We start from the raw sequence: 18,429 nt of genomic DNA, 5'->3' as shown, positions 1-18,429 counted from the left end.
CGGATTATCGCCCCGCGCGGGCAGCCACGCTTACTTTCGGTGCGGGCGCAGCGCCGCGATGCGTGCGCAGGTGTCCGTGGCCGCGGCCAGGCTTGAAGGGTCGGCGATGCCCCGGCCGGCCAGGTCCAGGGCGGTGCCGTGGTCGACGGCGACGCGCGGGTAGGGCAGTCCCAGCGTGAGGTTCACCGCCCGCTCGAAGCCGCTGTACTTCAGCACCGGCAGTCCCTGGTCGTGGTACATCGCGACCACCGCATCGAAGCCGCGCAGCTTGCCGGGCAGAAAGGCCGTATCCGCCGGGAGCGGGCCGACGAGTTGCATGCCCTCGCTGCGCAGGGCGGCGAGCACGGGTTCGATGACCTCGATTTCCTCGCTGCCGAGGTGGCCGGCCTCGCCGGCGTGCGGATTCAGACCGAGCACGGCGATGACCGGGTCGACGATGCCGAAGTCGCGATGCAGTGCGTCGTGGGTGATGCGCAGCGTCCGCTCGAGCGCACGTGGCGTCACGGCGTCGGCGACGGCGCGCAGCGGCAGGTGGGTCGTGACCAGTGCGACACGGACGATATCGTTGGCCAGCATCATGACCACGTCGCAACCGGCCTGTTCGGCCAGGAGTTCGGTGGTGCCGCTGTAGGCGATGCCGCCGTCGTTGATGGCCGCCTTGTGCACGGGGCCGGTGACCAATCCGTCGAACTCGCCGCGCAGGCATCCAGCCGCTGCCTGTTTCAGCGCACCGATGACGGCGCCTGCGTTGCGCGGATCCGGGATGCCGAACTTGGGGACGGCTGCGTTGGCGACATCCACCACAACGAGTTCGCTCGCACGGGTGGCGACTTGCCCGGGATCAAGCAGGGTCAGGGGAAGTGACAGCGCTTCGGCCGCGGCGCGCAGGCTGCGTGAATCCGCGAACACGGTGAGTTGGTGCTCGCGCGGCTGTTGGGCAAGCCGCACGCACAACTCCGGCCCGACGCCGGCCGGTTCGCCCGGCACCAGCGCGAGCCGGATCGGTTTCATCTATCAGCCGTTGGGCTGCGCGGACGGCTTGGTTTCAGGCGCCGGCGCGGTTTGTTCGGCGGGCAGGCCGTTACGCATGTCGACGAAGTAGGCTTCGCCGCGCAGTTCCTGGAGGAAGCGGTTCCATTCGTCCTCGAGCTTGCGGCGACCGATGGTGTCGCTGATCCGTGCGCGGCGGTTGTCCTCGCTCGCATCGGTCTGGCGCGAAGCGATCCGCTGGACGATGTGCCAGCCGGCATCGGTGCGGAACGGTGCGGACACCTGTCCGTCGCCCAGTGCCGCGACTTGGCCACCAAAATCGACACCGTACTGCTCGGGCGTGAACCAGCCGAGGTCGCCGCCCTTGGCGCGTGAGTTCAGGTCCTGCGATTCTTCGCGTGCGACCTGGGCAAAGTCGGCGCCACCCTTGATGCGCGCGGCGATCGTGTCGATCTTCGCTTTCGCCGTGGCCTCGGTCGTGGTGTCGCCGATCCGGACAAGGATGTGGCGGGCATGCACCTGGGTGACCATGTTGGCGCCGGCGGACTGCGACTCGTCACGCACTTCCACCAGTCGCAGCAACTGGAAGCCGCTGGCGCCACGCAATGGGGCGCTGACGTCGCCGGGCTTCATGTTCTTCACCAAGGTGGCGAAGGCGGCCGGGATTTCGTCGATCGAACGCCAGCCCAGGTCTCCGCCCTCCAGCGCGTTCGGACTGTCGGAGTAGCGCACGGCCGCGGCCTGGAAATCCATCTCGCCGCGATCGAGCAGGCCCTGCACGCCTTCGATCTTGGCGCGCGCGGTCTTGATCTGTTCCGCGGTGGCGCCGTCGGGCAGCGCGACCAGGATATGGGCGAGGTGGTATTGCGTGCCGGACGTCTTCTGCGCTGCCAGCGCCGCCTCGACCTCGGCTTCGCTCACCGAAACGCGACTCTGGGCGAAACGTTGGCGCAGTCGCTGCACGACCAGTTCGTCGCGGACGGAGTCGCGGAAATCCTGGAAGCTGCCGCCCTCGGCCGTGGTCTGCTGGCGCAACTGGTCCATCGTCAGCTTGTTCTGCTGGGCGAGATTGCCGATCGCCGAATCGACTTCCTGGTCGGTGACCCGCACGCCGGTCTGCTCGGCGCGCGCGACCTGCAGCTTGAGCAGCACCAGCCGCTCGAGTACCTGGCGCTCCAGGACTTCGCGCGGCGGCAACTGGTTTTCGCGGCCGGCGTACTGCCGGCTGATGTTTGCAACAGCGCGATCAAGCTCGCTGCGCAGGATCACGTCTTCGTCGACGATCGCGGCGATCCGGTCGACGGGCTGCATGGTGGCAGCTTGCTGCTGGGCGAAGGCCGTAGCGCCGGACAGCGCGGCGGCCGCGAGGATGCACGCAAGGAATTTCTTCATGGAATCGGATCGGGAACCAGGTCGCGGTCGGTGCGATTCACCGACGAGGGCGGGACGAGATAGAGGTCGTCGCGGTCGTAGCCGAGAATAGCACGGCGCAGGATACGCCTCGTGTCCTGCCCGGCGGAGCCCAGGCCCTTCAGTTCGAACTCCACCTGCAAGCTGTTGTTCAGCTCGCCGGTGCGGTTGCGCAGGTAGCGCCGAGCCAGCACGCGCACCGCCAGGCAGCAGCTCTCCCACTGCACGCCGGCCAGTTGTTCCAGCGGCTTGTGGTCGAGCAGCGAGTAGTAATAGCGACCGACCACGCTCCAGTTCGGGTTGACCGGGTACAGGAACGAGAAGTCGGCCTGCTTGAACAGGTCGGTGCGATCGATCGCGTTGCGGCGATAGCGGTAGCCGATGTTGACGATGCCCTGGTCGCCGATCAGGTAGCGCGCACGCAGGCTGGCCAGATTGGTGCCGCGGTACTTGGGATCCCACTGGTACGCAGCGGAGATGTTCCACCGGTCGCTGGGCGCAACCGTGGTTTCCGCGACCCAGGCGGACTTGCCCTGCTCGACCAGCGCCTCACCTGGCATGACGACGCGCGAAGCATCGAAATACTTGATCTGGCCCAGGCTGATCGACAGGCGCTCGCGCCCGTCGTCCTCGCCGATCAGGCGCGTGGTGACCGCGGCGGTGAGCTGGTTGGCATCGGACTGGCGATCCGCGCCGCCGAAGCGGTTGTCGCGGAACAGCTGTCCCCAGCTGAAGGTGAGCGGCGAGGTGTCGAAGATCGGGATCCCGCTCTGGTCCTCGTACGGGACGCGCAGGTAATAGAGGCGCGGTTCCAGCGTGTGCAGGTAGCGGTCGCCCCGTATCACGGCCTCGCGATCGAAGAACAGTCCCGCATCGACGCTGGTGATGGGCACGCTGCGGGTCGGATTGTCTTCCCGGAACTGCCCGGGCGCTGCCAACAGGTTGTGGCGGGCGAAGTACTCGTCGGCGCGCTCCTGCTCGGTTCCGTCGAGACGATAGGCCGTGTAGCGCCACGCGAGCTTCGGCTTCAGGAACCAGCTGCTGCCCTCCAGCGGCAGGCTGATGTAGGGCTTGAAGTCGAAACGGCTTCCGCCCGGCATGTCGAGATTGGGCCCGAACTGCTCAATGTCCTGGTGCTGGAACCGTACTGCCTCCGAATCCAGCCCGGCCTCGAACCAGTCGCCGAACGGCTGCGCCCAATGCACGTAGGCCCGGGGCAGCCGATCAAACGGCAGGCTGAGCTCGTTGAGCGTGTAGTCGGCGAGCTTGTGGTGGTCGGCCATGAACCCGGCTTCCCACCAGCGACCGCGACCGTAGATGCCGGCGCTGCTGGTGACGAAGGACGCCGACAGGCCGTAGAGACTGTTGTTGAAGTCCTCGAAGTAGTGCGTGTCGCTGACCCAGCCCAGATCGGCGCGCGCGAACCAGCCGTGCCCAAAGCGATGAATCGCGTTGAGCTGGAAGATGCCGCGGTTGTCTTCCGGCAACGTCGCGTCCGGAATTGGATTGCCGGCGAGGTCCCTGAGGTAGCGATCCGGCTCATCGCCCGGCAGGTTGTCGTGCGGCATGTAGTTGCCGGACACGATGCCGCTGCCTTCCGGATACAGCCACCGGAACTCGCCGCCCAGGGCAATGCCGCGCTTGCTCATGTAGCGGGGAACGAGCGTGGCGTCGTAGTTCGGCGCCAGGTTCAGGTAGATCGGCTGGCGCCAGTCGAAACCGTTGCGACCGGACACGGAGATCGACGGATACAGCAGGCCGGTGCGCCGACGGTCGTCGATCGGAAACATCAGCCACGGCACGTGCAGCACCGGCACCTTGCCGATGCGCAGGGTCGCGTTGTGGGCGACGCCCATGCCCTCGTCGGTGTTGATATCGATGCGCCGCGCGCGCAGTTCCCACACGCGCTGTCCGGGGTCGCAGGTCGAGTAGGTCGACCCGATCAGCGAGCCCTCGGCGCCGTGCATCTCGATGGCGTCCGCGCCGCCATTGCCGCGCCGGCGGGTCAGCTGGTACTTGAGGTCCTCGATCCGGTGCGTGTCCTTGTCCTGGTTGCCGGAAGCGCGTTCGGCGATCACGCGCATCCCGGCGTCCTGGTAGCGGACGCTGCCTTCGGCGACGTAATCGCCGGTATCGCGGTTGAAGGTGAGCTTGTCGGTGTGGAGCGACTGGTCGCCGCGGTTCAGGGAGACATTGCCCTGGACCAGGGTGTTCGAATTCTCCAGGTCCTGGAGTTCGTCGCCTTCGATGTCGGTCGGTTGCTGGGCCCGGGTCTCCGGGGTGCCGGCGTCCGCGGCGGGCGCGGGGACATCGAAGCCGGGGAGGGCGTCGACGACCGGGCAAAGTCCCCAGTTCTCGTCGTCGTCGTCCTTGGCGTAGGCCGGCAGGGCCAGCGCGATGCAGAGCGACAACGGGAGCAGGCGAAGGCTGGGGCGCACGCGGGCATCCGGGTCTGTACAAACGGCCGCTAGCTTGCCGCATCCCATGCATAGGGGCAATGCAGAGGCCTGGTGGCGGCTCCCGTGCTGCGTCGCGCGAATGCCTTGCAGTCCGTCTCGGGTCGGCGTGACCAATGCCGCGCGACACGCACTGCCCAACTCAGGACGAGGAGCCCGAGCGAAGCGCAAAAACGGAAGCGGCGGATCGGGTGCGATCCGCCGCTTCGGTGTCGGAGTGCAGGCATCCCCTTATCGAGGGGCGGCGGTCGTCTTGGTACTGGCCGTGCCGGCCTCGTTGCGTGCCGGGCTTGCTGCGGCGTCGGCCGGCTTGTCGGTATTGCCGGCGAACAGCGTCGGCTCGTCGAACTCGACGTCGAGCCAGGGGCGGTCGCTCAGGCCGACGGCACGATCGAGCATGGTGGGCAGCAGCCCGGTGGGCAGCGAGCTCTCGCTGTTCCAGAGGATGGCAATGCCCAGGTCCCGATCGGGCAACAGTGCCACGACCCCGCGATAGCCCTGCACGGCGCCGCCGTGGAAGACCAGGTTGTTGCCGGCGTAGTCGTAGACGCGCCAGCCCAGCGCATAGCTGGCGGCGTTGAGGCGCTCGCGTCGCCACGACGAGCCACGCATCTCGGTGGGAGTCGTGACCAGAGGCTGGTGCAGCGTCGCCAGCAACGGGGCCGACAGAACGTCCGGGCGGTGGCCCGTCTGCGCCAGCAGCCATTGCGCCATGTCGCTGGCGCTCGCATTGACCCCCGCGGCGGGCAGCACGTGGTAGTAGGCCGGCTTGGGCGTCAGCGACAGCCAGCCGCCGCGGGTCCGCACGTGCGGCCGCGCCCAGTTCTGGCTCGTGAGGATTCCGTCCAGGCCAACGCTCGCGTCGTTCATGCCGAGCGGGCGCAGGATGCGGTTCTGCACGGCCTGCGCGTACGGTTGCCCGGATGCGCCCTGGATGACGTCACCAATGAGGCTGAAGGCGATGTTCTGGTAGCCGTAGCAGGTGCCCGGCGCGCACTCCATGGGAGCGAAGGCGAGCTTCTGCGTCAGCGTGGCGTAGTCGACGTTGGCTTCGAGGTCGCGGTCGTAGGCGTTGTGGCGCAGGCCGACGCGATGACTCAGCAGGTCGGCGACGGTGATCTTGCTCGCCGCGGTCGGATCGGCCAGGCGGAAGCCCGGGTCGTACTGGGTAAGGCGGGTATCCCAGCGCAGCGTGCCGTCGTTGACCATCAGGCCGGTGAGCGTGCCGGCGAAAGCCTTGGACAGCGAAGCCAGGCGGAACACGGTATGGCCGTCGACCGGAAGCGGCGCGCGGGTATCGGTAATGCCGTAACCACGGGCGCTGAGAATTCGTCCGTCATGGACGATCGCCATCGCCAGGCCAGGAATGCGGCGGCTCGCCACAAGTTGCTGGGCCATGGCCTCGAACTGGGAAACGTCGAAGTTCGAGCCCAGCGGCAGTACGTTCCGCGGGGCGGCGCGATCGATGGTGCCGGAGCGGGGCACCGGCACCTGCGCACCCGTCTTGCCTTCCCAGCGCAGCGGAGTCTGGGCAGACGAGCCAATTGCCTGCGTCATCAGGCAGGAGAGAATCAATCCGGCTTGCCACATCCTGCGGGACCGGCGGCTGGATGGTTCTTTCATCGCTAGCAGCGCCTGCGTATGCTCTAAACGCGCCCGATCATAGCGCCAAAATTCAAGGGAAGGGGAAACAAGCATGTTCAGCTTGCTGATTTTGTTGGGTTTGGTGATCGTGTTGGCGTTCTGGGCCATGGGCATCTACAACGGCCTGATCACGGCCCGAAATGCGTTCAAGAACGCCTTCGCCCAGATCGACGTGCAACTGCAGCGCCGTTTCGACCTGATCCCCAACCTGGTCGAGACCGCCAAGGGTTATCTCACGCACGAGCGCGAGACCCTGGAGGCCGTGATCGCCGCCCGCGGCGCGGCCATCGCCGGCCTGTCGGCGGCCAAGGCCAGTCCGGGCGACCCGGCGGCGATGGAGCAACTGACGGCGACGCAGGGCCAGCTCAATGGCGCCCTGGGGCGCCTCCTGGCAGTGGCCGAGGCCTATCCCGATCTCAAGGCCAACCAGAACATGATGCAGCTCACCGAAGAGCTGACCTCCACCGAGAACAAGGTGGCTTTCGCCCGCCAGGCCTTCAACGACAGCGTGATGGCCTACAACAACCGGCGAGAGGTGTTCCCCTCCAGCATCATCGCGGGGATGTTCAACTTCACCCCGGCTGCGCTGCTGGAAATTCCGGCGGACCAGCAGGCGCAGGTGCGTGCGGCGCCCAAGGTGCAGTTCTAGTCGGGTCCGCCAGGCACGCCGGGCGGTGCAGGATGGCGGCGACTGTCCCGCTGGCGGCGCCTGTTGACTACGCGGCGCGCACTCGCGCTCCTGCAGCCAGACTTCCGGGCTTCCGTAGATGAACTTCTTCGAGCACCAGGCCGCGGCGCGGCGCTATTCGTCCCGGCTAGTCGTGTTGTTCGCGCTGGCGGTGGCGGGCATCGTCCTGGCCGTGGACTTCGCCGTGTGGCTGGTTTTTGCCAGCAAGGACGCGTTGCCGGGCGAAACCGGCGCGATGCTCGTGTTCACCACGCTGGTCACCCTGGGGATCATCGGCCTGGGATCCCTGTACCGCGTGGCGACGCTTCGCGGGGGCGGTGAATCCGTCGCGCTGCAGATGGGAGGCGTCGCCGTGCCCGAGCAGAGCAGCGATTTCCATTTGCGGCGCCTGCGCAACGTGGTTGAGGAAATCGCGATCGCCTCCGGTGTGCCCATGCCCAGGCTCTACGTGCTGGAGCACGAGGCGGCAATCAACGCATTTGCCGCAGGCTATGCGCCCTCCGACGCCGTCGTCGCGGTCACGCGCGGCGCGCTCGAGCGTTTGAACCGGGATGAGCTGCAGGGCGTGATCGCCCACGAGTTCAGCCACATCCTCAACGGCGACATGCGCCTCAACATCCGCCTGATCGGCGTGCTGTTCGGCATCCTCATGCTCGCCATCATCGGGCGCAAGGTGCTCGAACTTGGGCGGGGGCGCGACCGCAATGCCGGTGCGATCCTCGTTGCAGCGCTGATCGCAATGGTCGTCGGCTACATCGGGCTGTTCTTCGGCCGCCTCATCAAGGCCGGAGTGAGCCGCTCGCGCGAACGCTTGGCCGACGCCTCCGCAGTGCAGTTCACCCGCCAGACGGCAGGGCTCGCCGGCGCCTTGAAGAAGATCGGCGGCGTGGACGAGGGCAGCAAACTCAGCCATCGCGGCGACGCGGAAGAGATCAGCCACATGCTGTTCGGTGACGGCGTCGGATTGCGCAGCTGGTTTGCGACGCATCCGCCCCTGGTTGAACGCATCAAGGCGCTGGACCCGGGCTTCAGTGGCGAACAACTCGAACGCCTGCGCCAGCAATGGCATGCGGCGCCGCCCGACGGACTGGAAGAAGATGCGCACCTGGGGCTGGCCGCGTCGCCGCTGCCCGCCATCGCGGCCCAACAGGCGGTGACGCCCGCGGCGGTGGCGGCACAGGTCGCGCACCCGGGCGTGGACGACTATCGGCGCGCCGACGCGATCGCGGCGCACATTCCCGACGACCTGCGGGCACTGGCGGCGCAGCGCGAGTCGGTCGTGCCGCTGGTGCTGGGCTTGCTCCTGGATGGACAGCAACTCGTCGCCGACCGGCAGCAGGACGAAGTCGCCGCGCGCATGGGCAAGACCGTGGCGCTGGAGGCGCGCAGACTGCATGTGCAGGTACTGGGGCCGCTGCATCCGGCATTGCGCCTGCCGCTCGCCTCGCTGGCGTTTCCCTCGCTGCGCCTGCGTCCAAGACCGGAGCTGGACGTCTTTCTCGACACGGTAAACGCCATGGTCTACGCGGATGGCAACGTCTCCCTGTTCGAGTACTGCCTCGCGCGCCTGCTCACGGTGCACGTGCGCGAGTCGCTGGATCCGGCGCGTTACGCGCGCTTCGGACGGCGCAAGATCAGTGAAGTGCGCAGCGAGATCGCGACGCTGCTCGCCGTGGTGGCGCAGTACGGCAATTCGGATGCCGAAGGCGCGCGCCAGGCTTATCTGACCGGCATCCAGCGCGTGGTGCCCGACCAGCCCTTGCCCTACTTGCCGCGCTCGAACGGCCTGCTCGCCCTGGACGATGCGTGGGCGCCGCTGGATGCGCTCGACCCGTTGGCAAAGGAAGTGCTGGTGGAGGCCATCGCGGCGACGATCAGCCACGACGGCAGGATCGCCATCGCCGAGGCGGAACTGCTCCGCGCGATCTGCGGCACGCTGCATTGCCCGCTGCCGCCGATGCTGGCACACAGCTGACGGGTTGTCTTGCGGTCAGTTGGCGCGGCCGGCAATCAGATCGGCGGCGCGCTCGGCGATCATCATCGTGGGGGCGTTGGTATTGCCGCTGATGAGCGTCGGCATTACCGAGGCGTCCACCACGCGCAGGCCTTCCACGCCACGCACGCGGAGCTGCGGGTCGACGACGGATTGCGCGTCGCTGCCCATCCGGCACGTGCCGACCGGGTGGTACACGGTTTCCGCCTTCGCGCGGATGAACTCCGCCAGTTCCGCATCCGACAAGTCGTTACGTGCCGGGAAGATCGGCGCGCCGCGGTAGGGATCGAACGCGTTCTGCGCGAAGACTTCGCGCGACAGCTTGGCGCACTCGACCATCATCTTCAGGTCGAAGCCTTCCGGATCGCTGAGGTAGTTGGCCTCGATGCGCGCCTTGTCGCCGGCGCTCGCGCTCGCGAGCAGGATGCGGCCCCGGCTGCGCGGTCGCAGGAAGCAGGCATGGGCGGTGTACCCATCCCCGGCGAGGCGGTGGCGGCCATGGTCGTCCAGCATCGCGGGCACGAAGTGGAACTGGACGTCGGCGCGATCGTCTGCCGCGTGCGATGAACGTATGAAAGCCCCCGCTTCGGCGATGTTGCTGCTGCCCGGTCCGCTGTGCCCGCGCAGGTAGTAGTCGAAAGCGATCTTCGCGTCGCTGACGCGGTCGTAGCTAACGCGCTGCGTCGAGTGCTGCAGCGTGCAGATGTCGAGATGGTCCTGCAGGTTCTCCCCGACCTGCGACGCGTCGACGAGCACGTCGATGCCATGCCTACGCAGGTGGGCGGCGGGGCCGATGCCGGACAACATCAACAGCTGCGGCGAGTTGATCGCGCCGCCGCACAGCAGCACCTCGCGCTCGGCCACCTGGTGGAAGGCCTTGCCGCCGACGGAGTAGGTTACGCCGTTGGCGCGCTTTCCGTCGAAGGTGATGCGGCCGGCGTTGGCTCCAGTGACGATGGTGAGGTTGTGGCGTTCGCGCACGGGCTGCAGGTAGGCCACTGCCGCAGAGCAGCGGGCGCCATCCTTCTGCGTCACCTGGTAGAACCCGAATCCCTGCTGCTGCGCGCCATTGAAATCGTGGTTAAGCGCATAACCCGCCTGTCGGCCGGCGTCGATGAAGGCCTGCGAGAGCGGATTGGTGTAGCGCAGGTCGGAGACGTAGAGCGGCCCATTCTCGCCATGCAGCGCATCGCCACCGCGCTCGTTGTGCTCGCTGCGCTTGAAGTAGGGCAGGACGCTGTTCCAGTTCCAGCCGGTCGCACCCAACTCGGCCCAGTCGTCGTAATCGCGGGCTACGCCACGGATGTAGCACATTGCGTTGATCGAACTGGAACCGCCGAGTACCTTGCCGCGCGGCCACCACAACACACGGTTGTTGAGGTGCGGCTCGGGGGCGGTGCTGTAGTCCCAGTTCACGCCCTTCTTGCCGACCAGCTTGGCAAGCCCCGCAGGCATGTGGATGAAGGGATGCCAGTCACGCGGGCCGGCCTCGAGGAGCAGGACCTTGCAGTCGGGGTCTTCGGACAGCCGGTTCGCCAGCACGCAACCGGCGGAGCCGGCACCGATGATGATGTAGTCGTACAACGTGCCGTCCCCAGCTGCGCAACCGCTCAATGACGCGCCGACGCTATGCCCGGCGGCTAGAGCAATTGCTCTGGCCGCGCGTCCGCATGCGGGAACTGCGGGTCGCGTCACTCCGCAAGGCGTTGTAGCGCACGCGCCGGGCATGGGCTACCGTGGCGCCACTTCTGGTGGAGTGGCCGCATGGGGACGTTTCACGTCGCAGACGCGAACCGGCGCATCCACTCCGGCGAATGGCGGGCCGCCGCGCTGTCGTTCACCTACTTCTTCTGCGTGCTTGCCGCGTACTACATCCTGCGCCCGGTCCGCGAGCAGTTGTTCGCCGCGGTCGGTGGATCCACCCACCAGACCTGGTTCTACGCCACGGTATTCGCCGCGACCCTCGCCCTGACCCCGGTGTTCTCGGCGCTGGCATCGCGCTACCCGCGACGCGTCGTCGTGCCGGTGGTGTACGTGTTCTTCATCGCCTGCCTGTTCGGTTTCATACCGTTCTTCACCTATGAGGGGATGCTCACGCCGTACGCGCTGGGCGTGGTGTTCTTTGTCTGGGTCAGTGTCTTCAACCTGTTCGTGGTGGCCGTGTTCTGGAGCTTCATGGCCGATATCTGGGACGAAGCACAGGCGCGGCGGCTGTTCCCGATCATCGCGCTGGGCGGCACCGCCGGCGCGGTATTCGGGCCGGCGTTGACGCAGGTCCTGGTCGCGAGAATTGGCGTGGCGCCGCTGCTGGTGGTGTCAGCCGCGCTGCTGGCGGCTGCGACGGTCTGCGCGGTGGCACTGGGGCGCTGGGCTCGGATGCACGGGGCGCGCAGGTTCGAAGTGGGGCACGAAGCCGCGGTCGGCGGCAGCATGTGGGACGGCCTGAAGCAGGTGTTCGCCAATCCGTTCGTCCGTGGCATGTCCCTGCTGCTGCTGTTGGGGGACGGCATCGGCACGGTCAACTATGCGCTGGTCGCCGACTATGCCAAGGACCACTTTGCCGACGCCGTGGCCCGCACGCGTTTCTTCAGCGGCATGGACCTGACGACCAACCTTCTCCAGGTGGTCCTGCAGGTCACGGTGACCCGCTGGCTGCTGCCGCGCAGCGGCGCGGGCGTGCTGATCGCCGCATGGGGCCTTGGCGTCGTGGTGGTCCTGCTGCTGGTGTTCTTCGCCGCGGATCCCCATGCGGCGGTAACCGGGCTGCACGCCGCGCAGGTCGCACAATCGGTTGCAGGGATGCAGGGGAGCGGCGTCCTGGTGGACCTGGCCCGGTCGATGGCCAGCTTCCTGCTGTTGATGCCATGGGTCGCGCTGGCGCTGGTGGTGAGTCGTGCGTTGGCCTACGGACTGGTCGGCCCTGCGCGCGAGAGTCTGTTTTCGATGGTGCCCCGCAGCGTGCGCTACAAGGGCAAGAACGCCGTCGATACCGCGGTCTGGCGATTCGGTGATCTCAGCGTCGCTTCCATCATGGATGGGCTGCGCGGCTTCGGGGTCGGCATCGCGGGCTTCTCGCTGCTGGCGGCCTCGTGGGGCGCCATTGCCACCGCGGTTGGTTGGCGCCTCGCGGATTCCGCGCGCCGCGAGACCTCGCTGCCGGCACACCAGGTTGGCGCGGCGTAGGCCGAGCCTCGCCCGCCGCGTATCTAGGCAATCATCCCGAAGGGAAACCAACGATGCAGCTGCTTGCGACCCTCCTCGTCCTGCTGGTGGCCATGCTGCACCTGTACTTCCTGGTGCTGGAAATGTTCCTTTGGACCAGACCCGTGGGCCTGAAGGTATTCCGGCAGTCGGCGGAGAAGGCCGAGCAGTCGCGTGTGCTGGCTGCGAACCAGGGGCTCTACAACGGATTCCTCGCCGCCGGCCTGGTCTACGGCGTTGCGACGGCCTCGCGCGAATTCGAGGTGTTCTTCCTGGCGTGCGTGATCGTCGCCGGGCTCTACGGTGCAGCGACGGTCAACAAGCGGATATTTCTCGTGCAGTCATTCCCTGCGTTACTGGCGCTGGTCGCCGTCCTTGCCGCCTGACTTCACCGAGAGCCACATCAGGATCCGCGCCTTGAACACCTCGTCGCCCTGCGGGTCGCGAACCGACACGGTCACCGGCAATTCGTAGCCGCTGCTGGATTCCACGATGGGGATGTCCGGCGTCGCCACGGCGCGCATGGTCCCGCGCGCCTTCTTCAGGTACTCCACGGTCATGCCCTTGGGGATCCAGCGCATCGAGGCCGGGAGGGACGCTTCCGTCATTACTCCCCCGCTCAGTTCGGCGAGGTTGCACAGCGCGATCGCGTGCACGGTGCCGATGTGGTTGTGCACGGCGCGACGGTCGCTCATGGTGACCTCGCAACGGCCCGGCTCGAGCATGGCGAAACGCGGAGCGATGGTGGCGAAGTAGGGAGCCCGGAGGCAGACAGCACGGGAAAACAGCCAGCTTCCGGCGGGCCAGCGGCGCAGGCGGCGGTACATCGACAATACGGAGGCGGGCATGCAGGACTCCGGAAAGGAAGACGGCGGGCCGTGCCCGCCGTCGTGTCGTCGTGTTGGTATGGCGAACGGTCAGGCCGCGACGCGGCTGTCGTAAATGTCGTGGCGATAGCCGGCCGAACGCAGCTCCTCGGTGTCGAAATCGTCGACGCTGATCGCGTCGATCGTCATCTCGCGCAGTTCCTCGAGCTGCCGGCGCTCGTCCACGGTGATCCAGCCTTCGCGGACGCCCTCGTCGAGCTGCGAGATGAAGTCGAGAGCTTCGATGTCGCTGTTCTTCAATGCCTTGAGGAACTTGCGCTCCACCGGCTCGGCCAGCACCACCTTGGGCAGGTAGCTGTTGATGCGGCCGGCCGGGTTGTTGGCGCAGGGCGTGAGGAAGGTGCCGGCGGCGAGGCGATCGCGCGCTTCGTTCGGCGACATCAGCAGCGATGCGATCTTGTGGCCAAGGCGGTCGCTCGGCGCCTGCGCGCGGCGGCCCCACGGGAAGATCAGTGCCCACAGCAGGTAGCCGACCGGCCGCACCGGGAAGTTGCGCAACGCGGTGGAGAAGGCGGTCTCGATCTTGTTCACGCAGTCATGGATGGCCCAGGCCAGCAGGGGCTGGTCCGCCACCGGACGGCCCTGGTCCTCGTAACGCTTGAGCATCGCGCTGGCGATATACAGCTGGCTCAGCACGTCGCCCAGGCGACCCGACAGCGATTCCTTGAACTTGAGCTTGCCACCGAGCAGCAGCATCGAGGTGTCCGCGGCCAGCGCGAGCGCCGCGGAGTAGCGGTTGAGCTTGCGGTAGTAGCGGCGCGTGTACGCATCGCCCGGCGCCTTGCCGACGCGCGCGCCGGTGAAGCCATACCACCAGCTGCGCACGGCGTTGGAGAAGGCGAAGCCGACGTGGCCGAAGAGGTTGCGGTCGAACTCGGTCAGGCGCTCGTCTGGATCGGCGAGGCCGGCGGCCTTCATTTCCTTCAGCACCCACGGATGGCACAGGATCGCGCCCTGGCCGAAGATCATCAGCGAGCGCGTCATGATGTTCGCGCCTTCCACCGTGATCATGATCGGCAATGCCTGCCAGTTGCGGCCGGCATAGTTCTTCGGGCCGAGGATGATGCCCTTGCCGCCGTGGATGTCCATCACGTCGGTGGCGACTTCGCGGGCCATCTCGGTGCAGTGGTACTTGGCGATCGTCGACGGCACCGCCGGCAGCTCGCCGCGCGTGACCGCCGCGGCCGCGGCTTCGGACAGTGCACTGATCGCATAGGCCTTGCCGCCGATCCGCGCAAGCGCTTCCTCGACGCCTTCGAAGCGGCCGACCGACAGGCCGAACTGCTTGCGGATGCGCGCATACGCCCCAGTGACGACCGCGCCGAACTTGGCGCCGCCGCTTGCGGTGGAGGGCAGGGTGATGGAGCGGCCGATCGACAGGCACTCGACCAGCATCTGCCAGCCCTTGCCGGCGAAGGCTTCGCCACCGATCAGCTGGCTGAGCGGGATGAAGACTTCCTTGCCATGGATGGGACCGTTCTGGAAGGGCGAATTGAGCGGGAAGTGGCGCCGGCCGATGTCGATGCCGGGCGTTTCGCGCGGCACCAGCGCCAGGGTGATGCCGATGTCGCGCTTGTCGCCGATCAGTCCGTCCGGGTCGTACATGCGGAACGCCAGGCCGATCAGCGTCGCGACCGGCGCGAGGGTGATGTAGCGCTTGTCGAAGGTCAGCTTCACGCCGACCACGCGGGCGCCGTTCCAGTCGCCCATCGTGACGATGCCGAAATCGGGAATGGACGTCGCATCCGAGCCTGCCCAAGGGCCGGTGAGGCCGAAGCAGGGCACCTCCCGGCCGTCGGCGAGGCGCGGCAGGTAGTAGTCCTTCTGTTCCTTGGTGCCGTAGTGCATCAGCAGTTCGGCGGGACCCAGCGAATTGGGTACGCCGACGGTGGAGCTGAGCACGGTCGACACGGTGGCCAGCTTCTGGATGACCTTGTGGTTGCCCAGGGCGGTGAAGCCCAGGCCGCCGTACTCCTTGGGCACGATCATGCCGAAGAACCGGTTCTTCTTGATGTACTCCCAGATCTCCGGGGTCAGGTCGGCGTTGACATGGGTGATCTGCCAGTCGTTGGTCATGCGGCAGACCTCTTCGACCGGACCGTCGAGGAACGCCTGCTCATCCGGACGCAGGTCCGGCTTGGGCTGGTCGAACAGCACGTCCCAGTCGGGCTTGCCCGAGAACAACTGGCCTTCCCAGCCAACCGTGCCGGCCTCCAGGGCGACGCGTTCGGTCTCCGACAGTGGCGGCAGGATCTTGGTGTAGAAGCCCAGTAGCGGCCTGGTGATGAAGGGCAGCCGGATCTGCGGCACCAGCAGCGGCACCGCGACCAGTGCAGCCAGCACGGTGGCGATGATGGTGGCGGTGATGTTGGCATCCAGCAGCAGGCAGCCGATCAGCGCGGTCAGCGTGGCGGCGGCCCAGACGACCAGACGCAGTCGGTGGTAGGCGGCAACGGCGCCGACGACCAGCAGGGCGAGAAAGGGAAGGGCAATGCTCATTGAAGGTGGCTCCGACGCGACGTGGCGTTGACGGGCTGGCGGTCAGGTTGTCCAGCGTCCCGTAGCCGAATTCTGAAAGCCCGCTTCCGGTTGCGGGCGTTTCAAACAGCGGCATGAAACACTTAACATACGGCCGAGTATGGTTCTGCTGCCGGGGCGCTGTCAACCGCATCCAACGCCCGTTTGAAAGAGCTGTGCGTACTGTCACAGTCGCCACCGTATGGTTAAACTTGTCACCATGACGACCGCCGCCGCCAAGCCTGACCCGACCAAGCCCGACGCCGCCAAGGAGCGCACCGGACGCCTCAGCGCCGACGATTGGGCCGCGGCCGCCCTCGACCTGATTGCCGAGCAGGGGGTCTCCGCAGTGGCGGTCGAACCGCTGGCCCGGCGCCTGGGAGTGACCAAGGGTAGTTTCTACTGGCATTTCCCATCGCGCGAGGCCCTGCTGGTGGCCGCGCTGGAGCGCTGGGAAAAGATGGAGCAGGAACTGCTGTTCGGGGAACTCGAGCCGATCAACGATCCGCGCGCGCGCCTGCGCGCCCTCTTCACCCTGGTGGCGCACGAGTACAAGTCGCACGTGGTCTATTCCGAACTGATCAAGGCGATGGACCACCCGGCCGTGCAGCCGGTGATCGGTCGCGTGTCCGAGCGCCGCCTCGACTACCTCACCGCTTCCTTCCGCCAGGCGGGCCTGTCGCGCACCGATGCGCGCCATCGCGCCCAGCTGCTGTATTCGGCCTATGTCGGATTCCTGCAGCTCAACCTGCAGCTGCACCAGACGCGGATGCAGCACGACGAATTCGAGGCCTATGTCGAGCACATGGCCGCAACCCTGATTCCCAATCCGTAAGAAGGTCTTTCGATGAACAACCTGTCGCAGACGGCTCCGGCTGAAAACGCCGGACGAAGCAAACTTGCCGCGCTCAACGAGTGGGTCGCGCAAGTCGCTTCGCTGACGCAGCCCGATGCCATCCACTGGTGCGATGGCAGCGACGCCGAAAACGCCATGCTGGTCGCGCGGATGGAGGCCGAAGGCACGCTCATCCGCCTCAACGAACAGACGCATCCGCGTAGCTGGCTGCACCGTTCGCATCCGGACGACGTCGCCCGCGTCGAGCACCTGACCTACGTGTGCACTTCCGACAAGGACGACGCCGGCCCCAACAACCACTGGATGTCGCCCGCCGACGGCCACACGCAGATGGATGCGCTTTTCGCCGGCTGCATGAAGGGCCGCACCATGTACGTGATCCCGTACTGCATGGGCCCGATCGATTCGCCGCTGTCGCGCTGCGGCGTGGAGATCACCGATTCGCCGTACGTCGTCGCCAACATGCGCATCATGACGCGCATGGGCGCGGCGGCGCTGGCCCGCATCGAGCGCGAGGGCTCGTTCGTGAAGGGCCTGCATTCCATCGGCGAACTCGATCCGAACCGCCGCTTCATCATGCATTTCCCCGAAGAGCTGACGATCAAGTCGTTCGGTTCGGGCTACGGCGGCAACGCCCTGCTCGGCAAGAAGTGCCACGCGCTGCGCATCGCATCGCACCAGGCCCGGTCGGAAGGCTGGCTCGCCGAGCATATGCTGATCCTCGGCCTCGAGAGCCCGCAGGGCGAGACGCACTACGTCGCCGCTGCGTTCCCGTCCGCCTGCGGCAAGACCAACCTCGCCATGCTCATCCCGCCGGAGGGCTACCGCAAGGATGGCTGGAAGGTGTGGACGATCGGCGACGACATCTGCTGGATGCGTCCCGGCGCCGATGGCCGCCTGTACGCGATCAATCCGGAAGCCGGCTTCTTCGGCGTCGCGCCGGGTACGTCGATCAACTCGAATCCGAATGCGCTCAAGACAGTTGCGCACGACACCATCTTCACCAACGTTGCGGTGACCGCGGACAACCAGCCGTGGTGGGAGGGCCTTGGCGAAGGCAAGCCCGCCATTGATTGGCGCGGAAATGAATACGATTCCAGCAAGGGCCCGGCCGCGCATCCGAACTCGCGTTTCACCGTGAGCGCGAAGCAATGCCCATCGTATTCACCGAAGGCGGAGGACGCGCAGGGCGTGCCGATCAGCGCCATCGTGTTCGGCGGACGCCGCGCATCGCTCGTGCCGCTGGTGTTCGAAGCGCGCGACTGGACCCACGGCGTGCTCGTCGGTGCCGCAATGGGCTCGGAAACCACCGCCGCGGCCACGGGCGCGGTCGGCGTGATGCGCCGCGATCCGATGGCGATGAAGCCGTTCTGCGGCTACAACTTCGCCGATTACTTCAACCATTGGCTGTCGTTCGACACGCCTGACGCCAACCTGCCGAAGGTCTTCCACGTCAACTGGTTCCGCAAGGGCGACGACGGCAAGTTCCTGTGGCCCGGATTCGGCGACAACCTGCGCGTGCTCGAGTGGATGATCAAGCGCGTGAAGGGCGAGGCCGGAGCCCAGGAAACTCCGATCGGAAACCTTCCGAGCACGGACGACATCAACGTGGAAGGCATTGCGCTCAGCGACGAGGCCAAGGCCAAGCTGTTCGGTTTCGACCAGGCCGGGTGGCGCGCCGAGTTCGACAGCATCGGCGAGTACCTGCGGGAATACGGTCCGCGGATGCCGCAGACGCTGCACGACGAGCAGCGGCGCATCGCCCAGTTGCTCGCCGGCTAAGGCAA

The 18,429-nt window shown here is 66.9% G+C and carries 13 protein-coding genes; 6 read left to right on the top strand and 7 right to left on the bottom strand.

Annotation, left to right across the window (positions count from 1 at the left end; translation table 11 throughout):
* Positions 1 to 30: 30 nt before the first annotated feature.
* The 4 genes from pdxA to BP05_RS06750 form a co-directional block, all read right to left on the bottom strand.
* Positions 31 to 1,011, bottom strand: a complete 981-nt coding sequence (gene pdxA, locus BP05_RS06765; protein WP_496361773.1) for a 4-hydroxythreonine-4-phosphate dehydrogenase PdxA — start codon at positions 1,009 to 1,011, stop codon at positions 31 to 33.
* A gap of 3 nt (positions 1,012 to 1,014) precedes the next feature.
* Positions 1,015 to 2,382 (bottom strand): peptidylprolyl isomerase, encoded by a 1,368-nt coding sequence (locus BP05_RS06760; RefSeq protein WP_496361771.1) that lies wholly within the window; start codon positions 2,380 to 2,382, stop codon positions 1,015 to 1,017.
* Entirely contained in the window at positions 2,379 to 4,838 is a 2,460-nt protein-coding gene (gene lptD / locus BP05_RS06755) for an LPS-assembly protein LptD (RefSeq protein WP_496361769.1), read from the bottom strand. The genes BP05_RS06760 and lptD overlap by 4 nt, the downstream gene beginning before the upstream one ends.
* Before the next feature lie 249 nt (positions 4,839 to 5,087).
* Positions 5,088 to 6,479, bottom strand: coding sequence for a serine hydrolase domain-containing protein (locus BP05_RS06750; RefSeq protein WP_496362312.1), 1,392 nt, complete (start codon positions 6,477 to 6,479; stop codon positions 5,088 to 5,090).
* Between the two features lie 73 nt (positions 6,480 to 6,552).
* Between BP05_RS06750 and BP05_RS06745 the strand changes: the two genes are divergently transcribed.
* On the top strand, positions 6,553 to 7,149 hold the full coding sequence (locus BP05_RS06745) for a LemA family protein (RefSeq protein ID WP_496361767.1): 597 nt from the start codon (positions 6,553 to 6,555) through the stop codon (positions 7,147 to 7,149).
* 118 nt (positions 7,150 to 7,267) lie between these two features.
* Entirely contained in the window at positions 7,268 to 9,163 is a 1,896-nt protein-coding gene (locus BP05_RS06740; RefSeq protein ID WP_496361765.1) for a M48 family metallopeptidase, read from the top strand.
* Positions 9,164 to 9,178: 15 nt separating this feature from the next.
* Here the strand turns inward: BP05_RS06740 and BP05_RS06735 are convergent, their stop codons facing one another.
* The gene (locus BP05_RS06735; protein ID WP_496361763.1) at positions 9,179 to 10,765 is read right to left on the bottom strand and encodes a GMC family oxidoreductase; all 1,587 of its coding nucleotides are present in this window, start codon (positions 10,763 to 10,765) and stop codon (positions 9,179 to 9,181) included.
* A 180-nt stretch (positions 10,766 to 10,945) separates the two neighbouring features.
* Here BP05_RS06735 and BP05_RS06730 point away from each other — a divergent pair, with 180 nt between their 5' ends.
* Together BP05_RS06730 and BP05_RS06725 are read left to right on the top strand one after the other, a co-directional pair.
* On the top strand, positions 10,946 to 12,364 hold the full coding sequence (locus BP05_RS06730) for an NTP/NDP exchange transporter (RefSeq protein ID WP_496361761.1): 1,419 nt from the start codon (positions 10,946 to 10,948) through the stop codon (positions 12,362 to 12,364).
* Between the two features lie 53 nt (positions 12,365 to 12,417).
* Positions 12,418 to 12,768, top strand: coding sequence for a DUF1304 domain-containing protein (locus tag BP05_RS06725; RefSeq protein ID WP_496361759.1), 351 nt, complete (start codon positions 12,418 to 12,420; stop codon positions 12,766 to 12,768).
* Here BP05_RS06725 and BP05_RS06720 read toward each other — a convergent pair.
* Positions 12,736 to 13,230 (bottom strand): hotdog fold domain-containing protein, encoded by a 495-nt coding sequence (locus tag BP05_RS06720; protein WP_496361757.1) that lies wholly within the window; start codon positions 13,228 to 13,230, stop codon positions 12,736 to 12,738. The genes BP05_RS06725 and BP05_RS06720 overlap by 33 nt on opposite strands.
* Before the next feature lie 69 nt (positions 13,231 to 13,299).
* Positions 13,300 to 15,768: an acyl-CoA dehydrogenase gene (locus BP05_RS06715; RefSeq protein ID WP_496361755.1), complete on the bottom strand. Its 2,469-nt coding sequence runs from the start codon at positions 15,766 to 15,768 to the stop codon at positions 13,300 to 13,302.
* Positions 15,769 to 16,006: 238 nt separating this feature from the next.
* On the opposite strand from BP05_RS06715, the gene BP05_RS06710 reads away from it, so the two are divergent.
* Together BP05_RS06710 and BP05_RS06705 are read left to right on the top strand one after the other, a co-directional pair.
* A complete protein-coding gene (locus BP05_RS06710; protein WP_496361753.1) occupies positions 16,007 to 16,621 on the top strand; it encodes a TetR/AcrR family transcriptional regulator in 615 nt (204 codons plus the stop codon).
* A gap of 12 nt (positions 16,622 to 16,633) precedes the next feature.
* Entirely contained in the window at positions 16,634 to 18,424 is a 1,791-nt protein-coding gene (locus tag BP05_RS06705; protein ID WP_496361752.1) for a phosphoenolpyruvate carboxykinase (GTP), read from the top strand.
* The last annotated feature ends 5 nt before the right edge of the window (positions 18,425 to 18,429 follow it).

The organism is Lysobacter oryzae DSM 21044 (genome assembly GCF_059568595.1).
The sequence above is the reverse complement of the archived record's forward strand: the minus strand, read 5'-3'. Positions and strand labels throughout refer to the sequence as shown.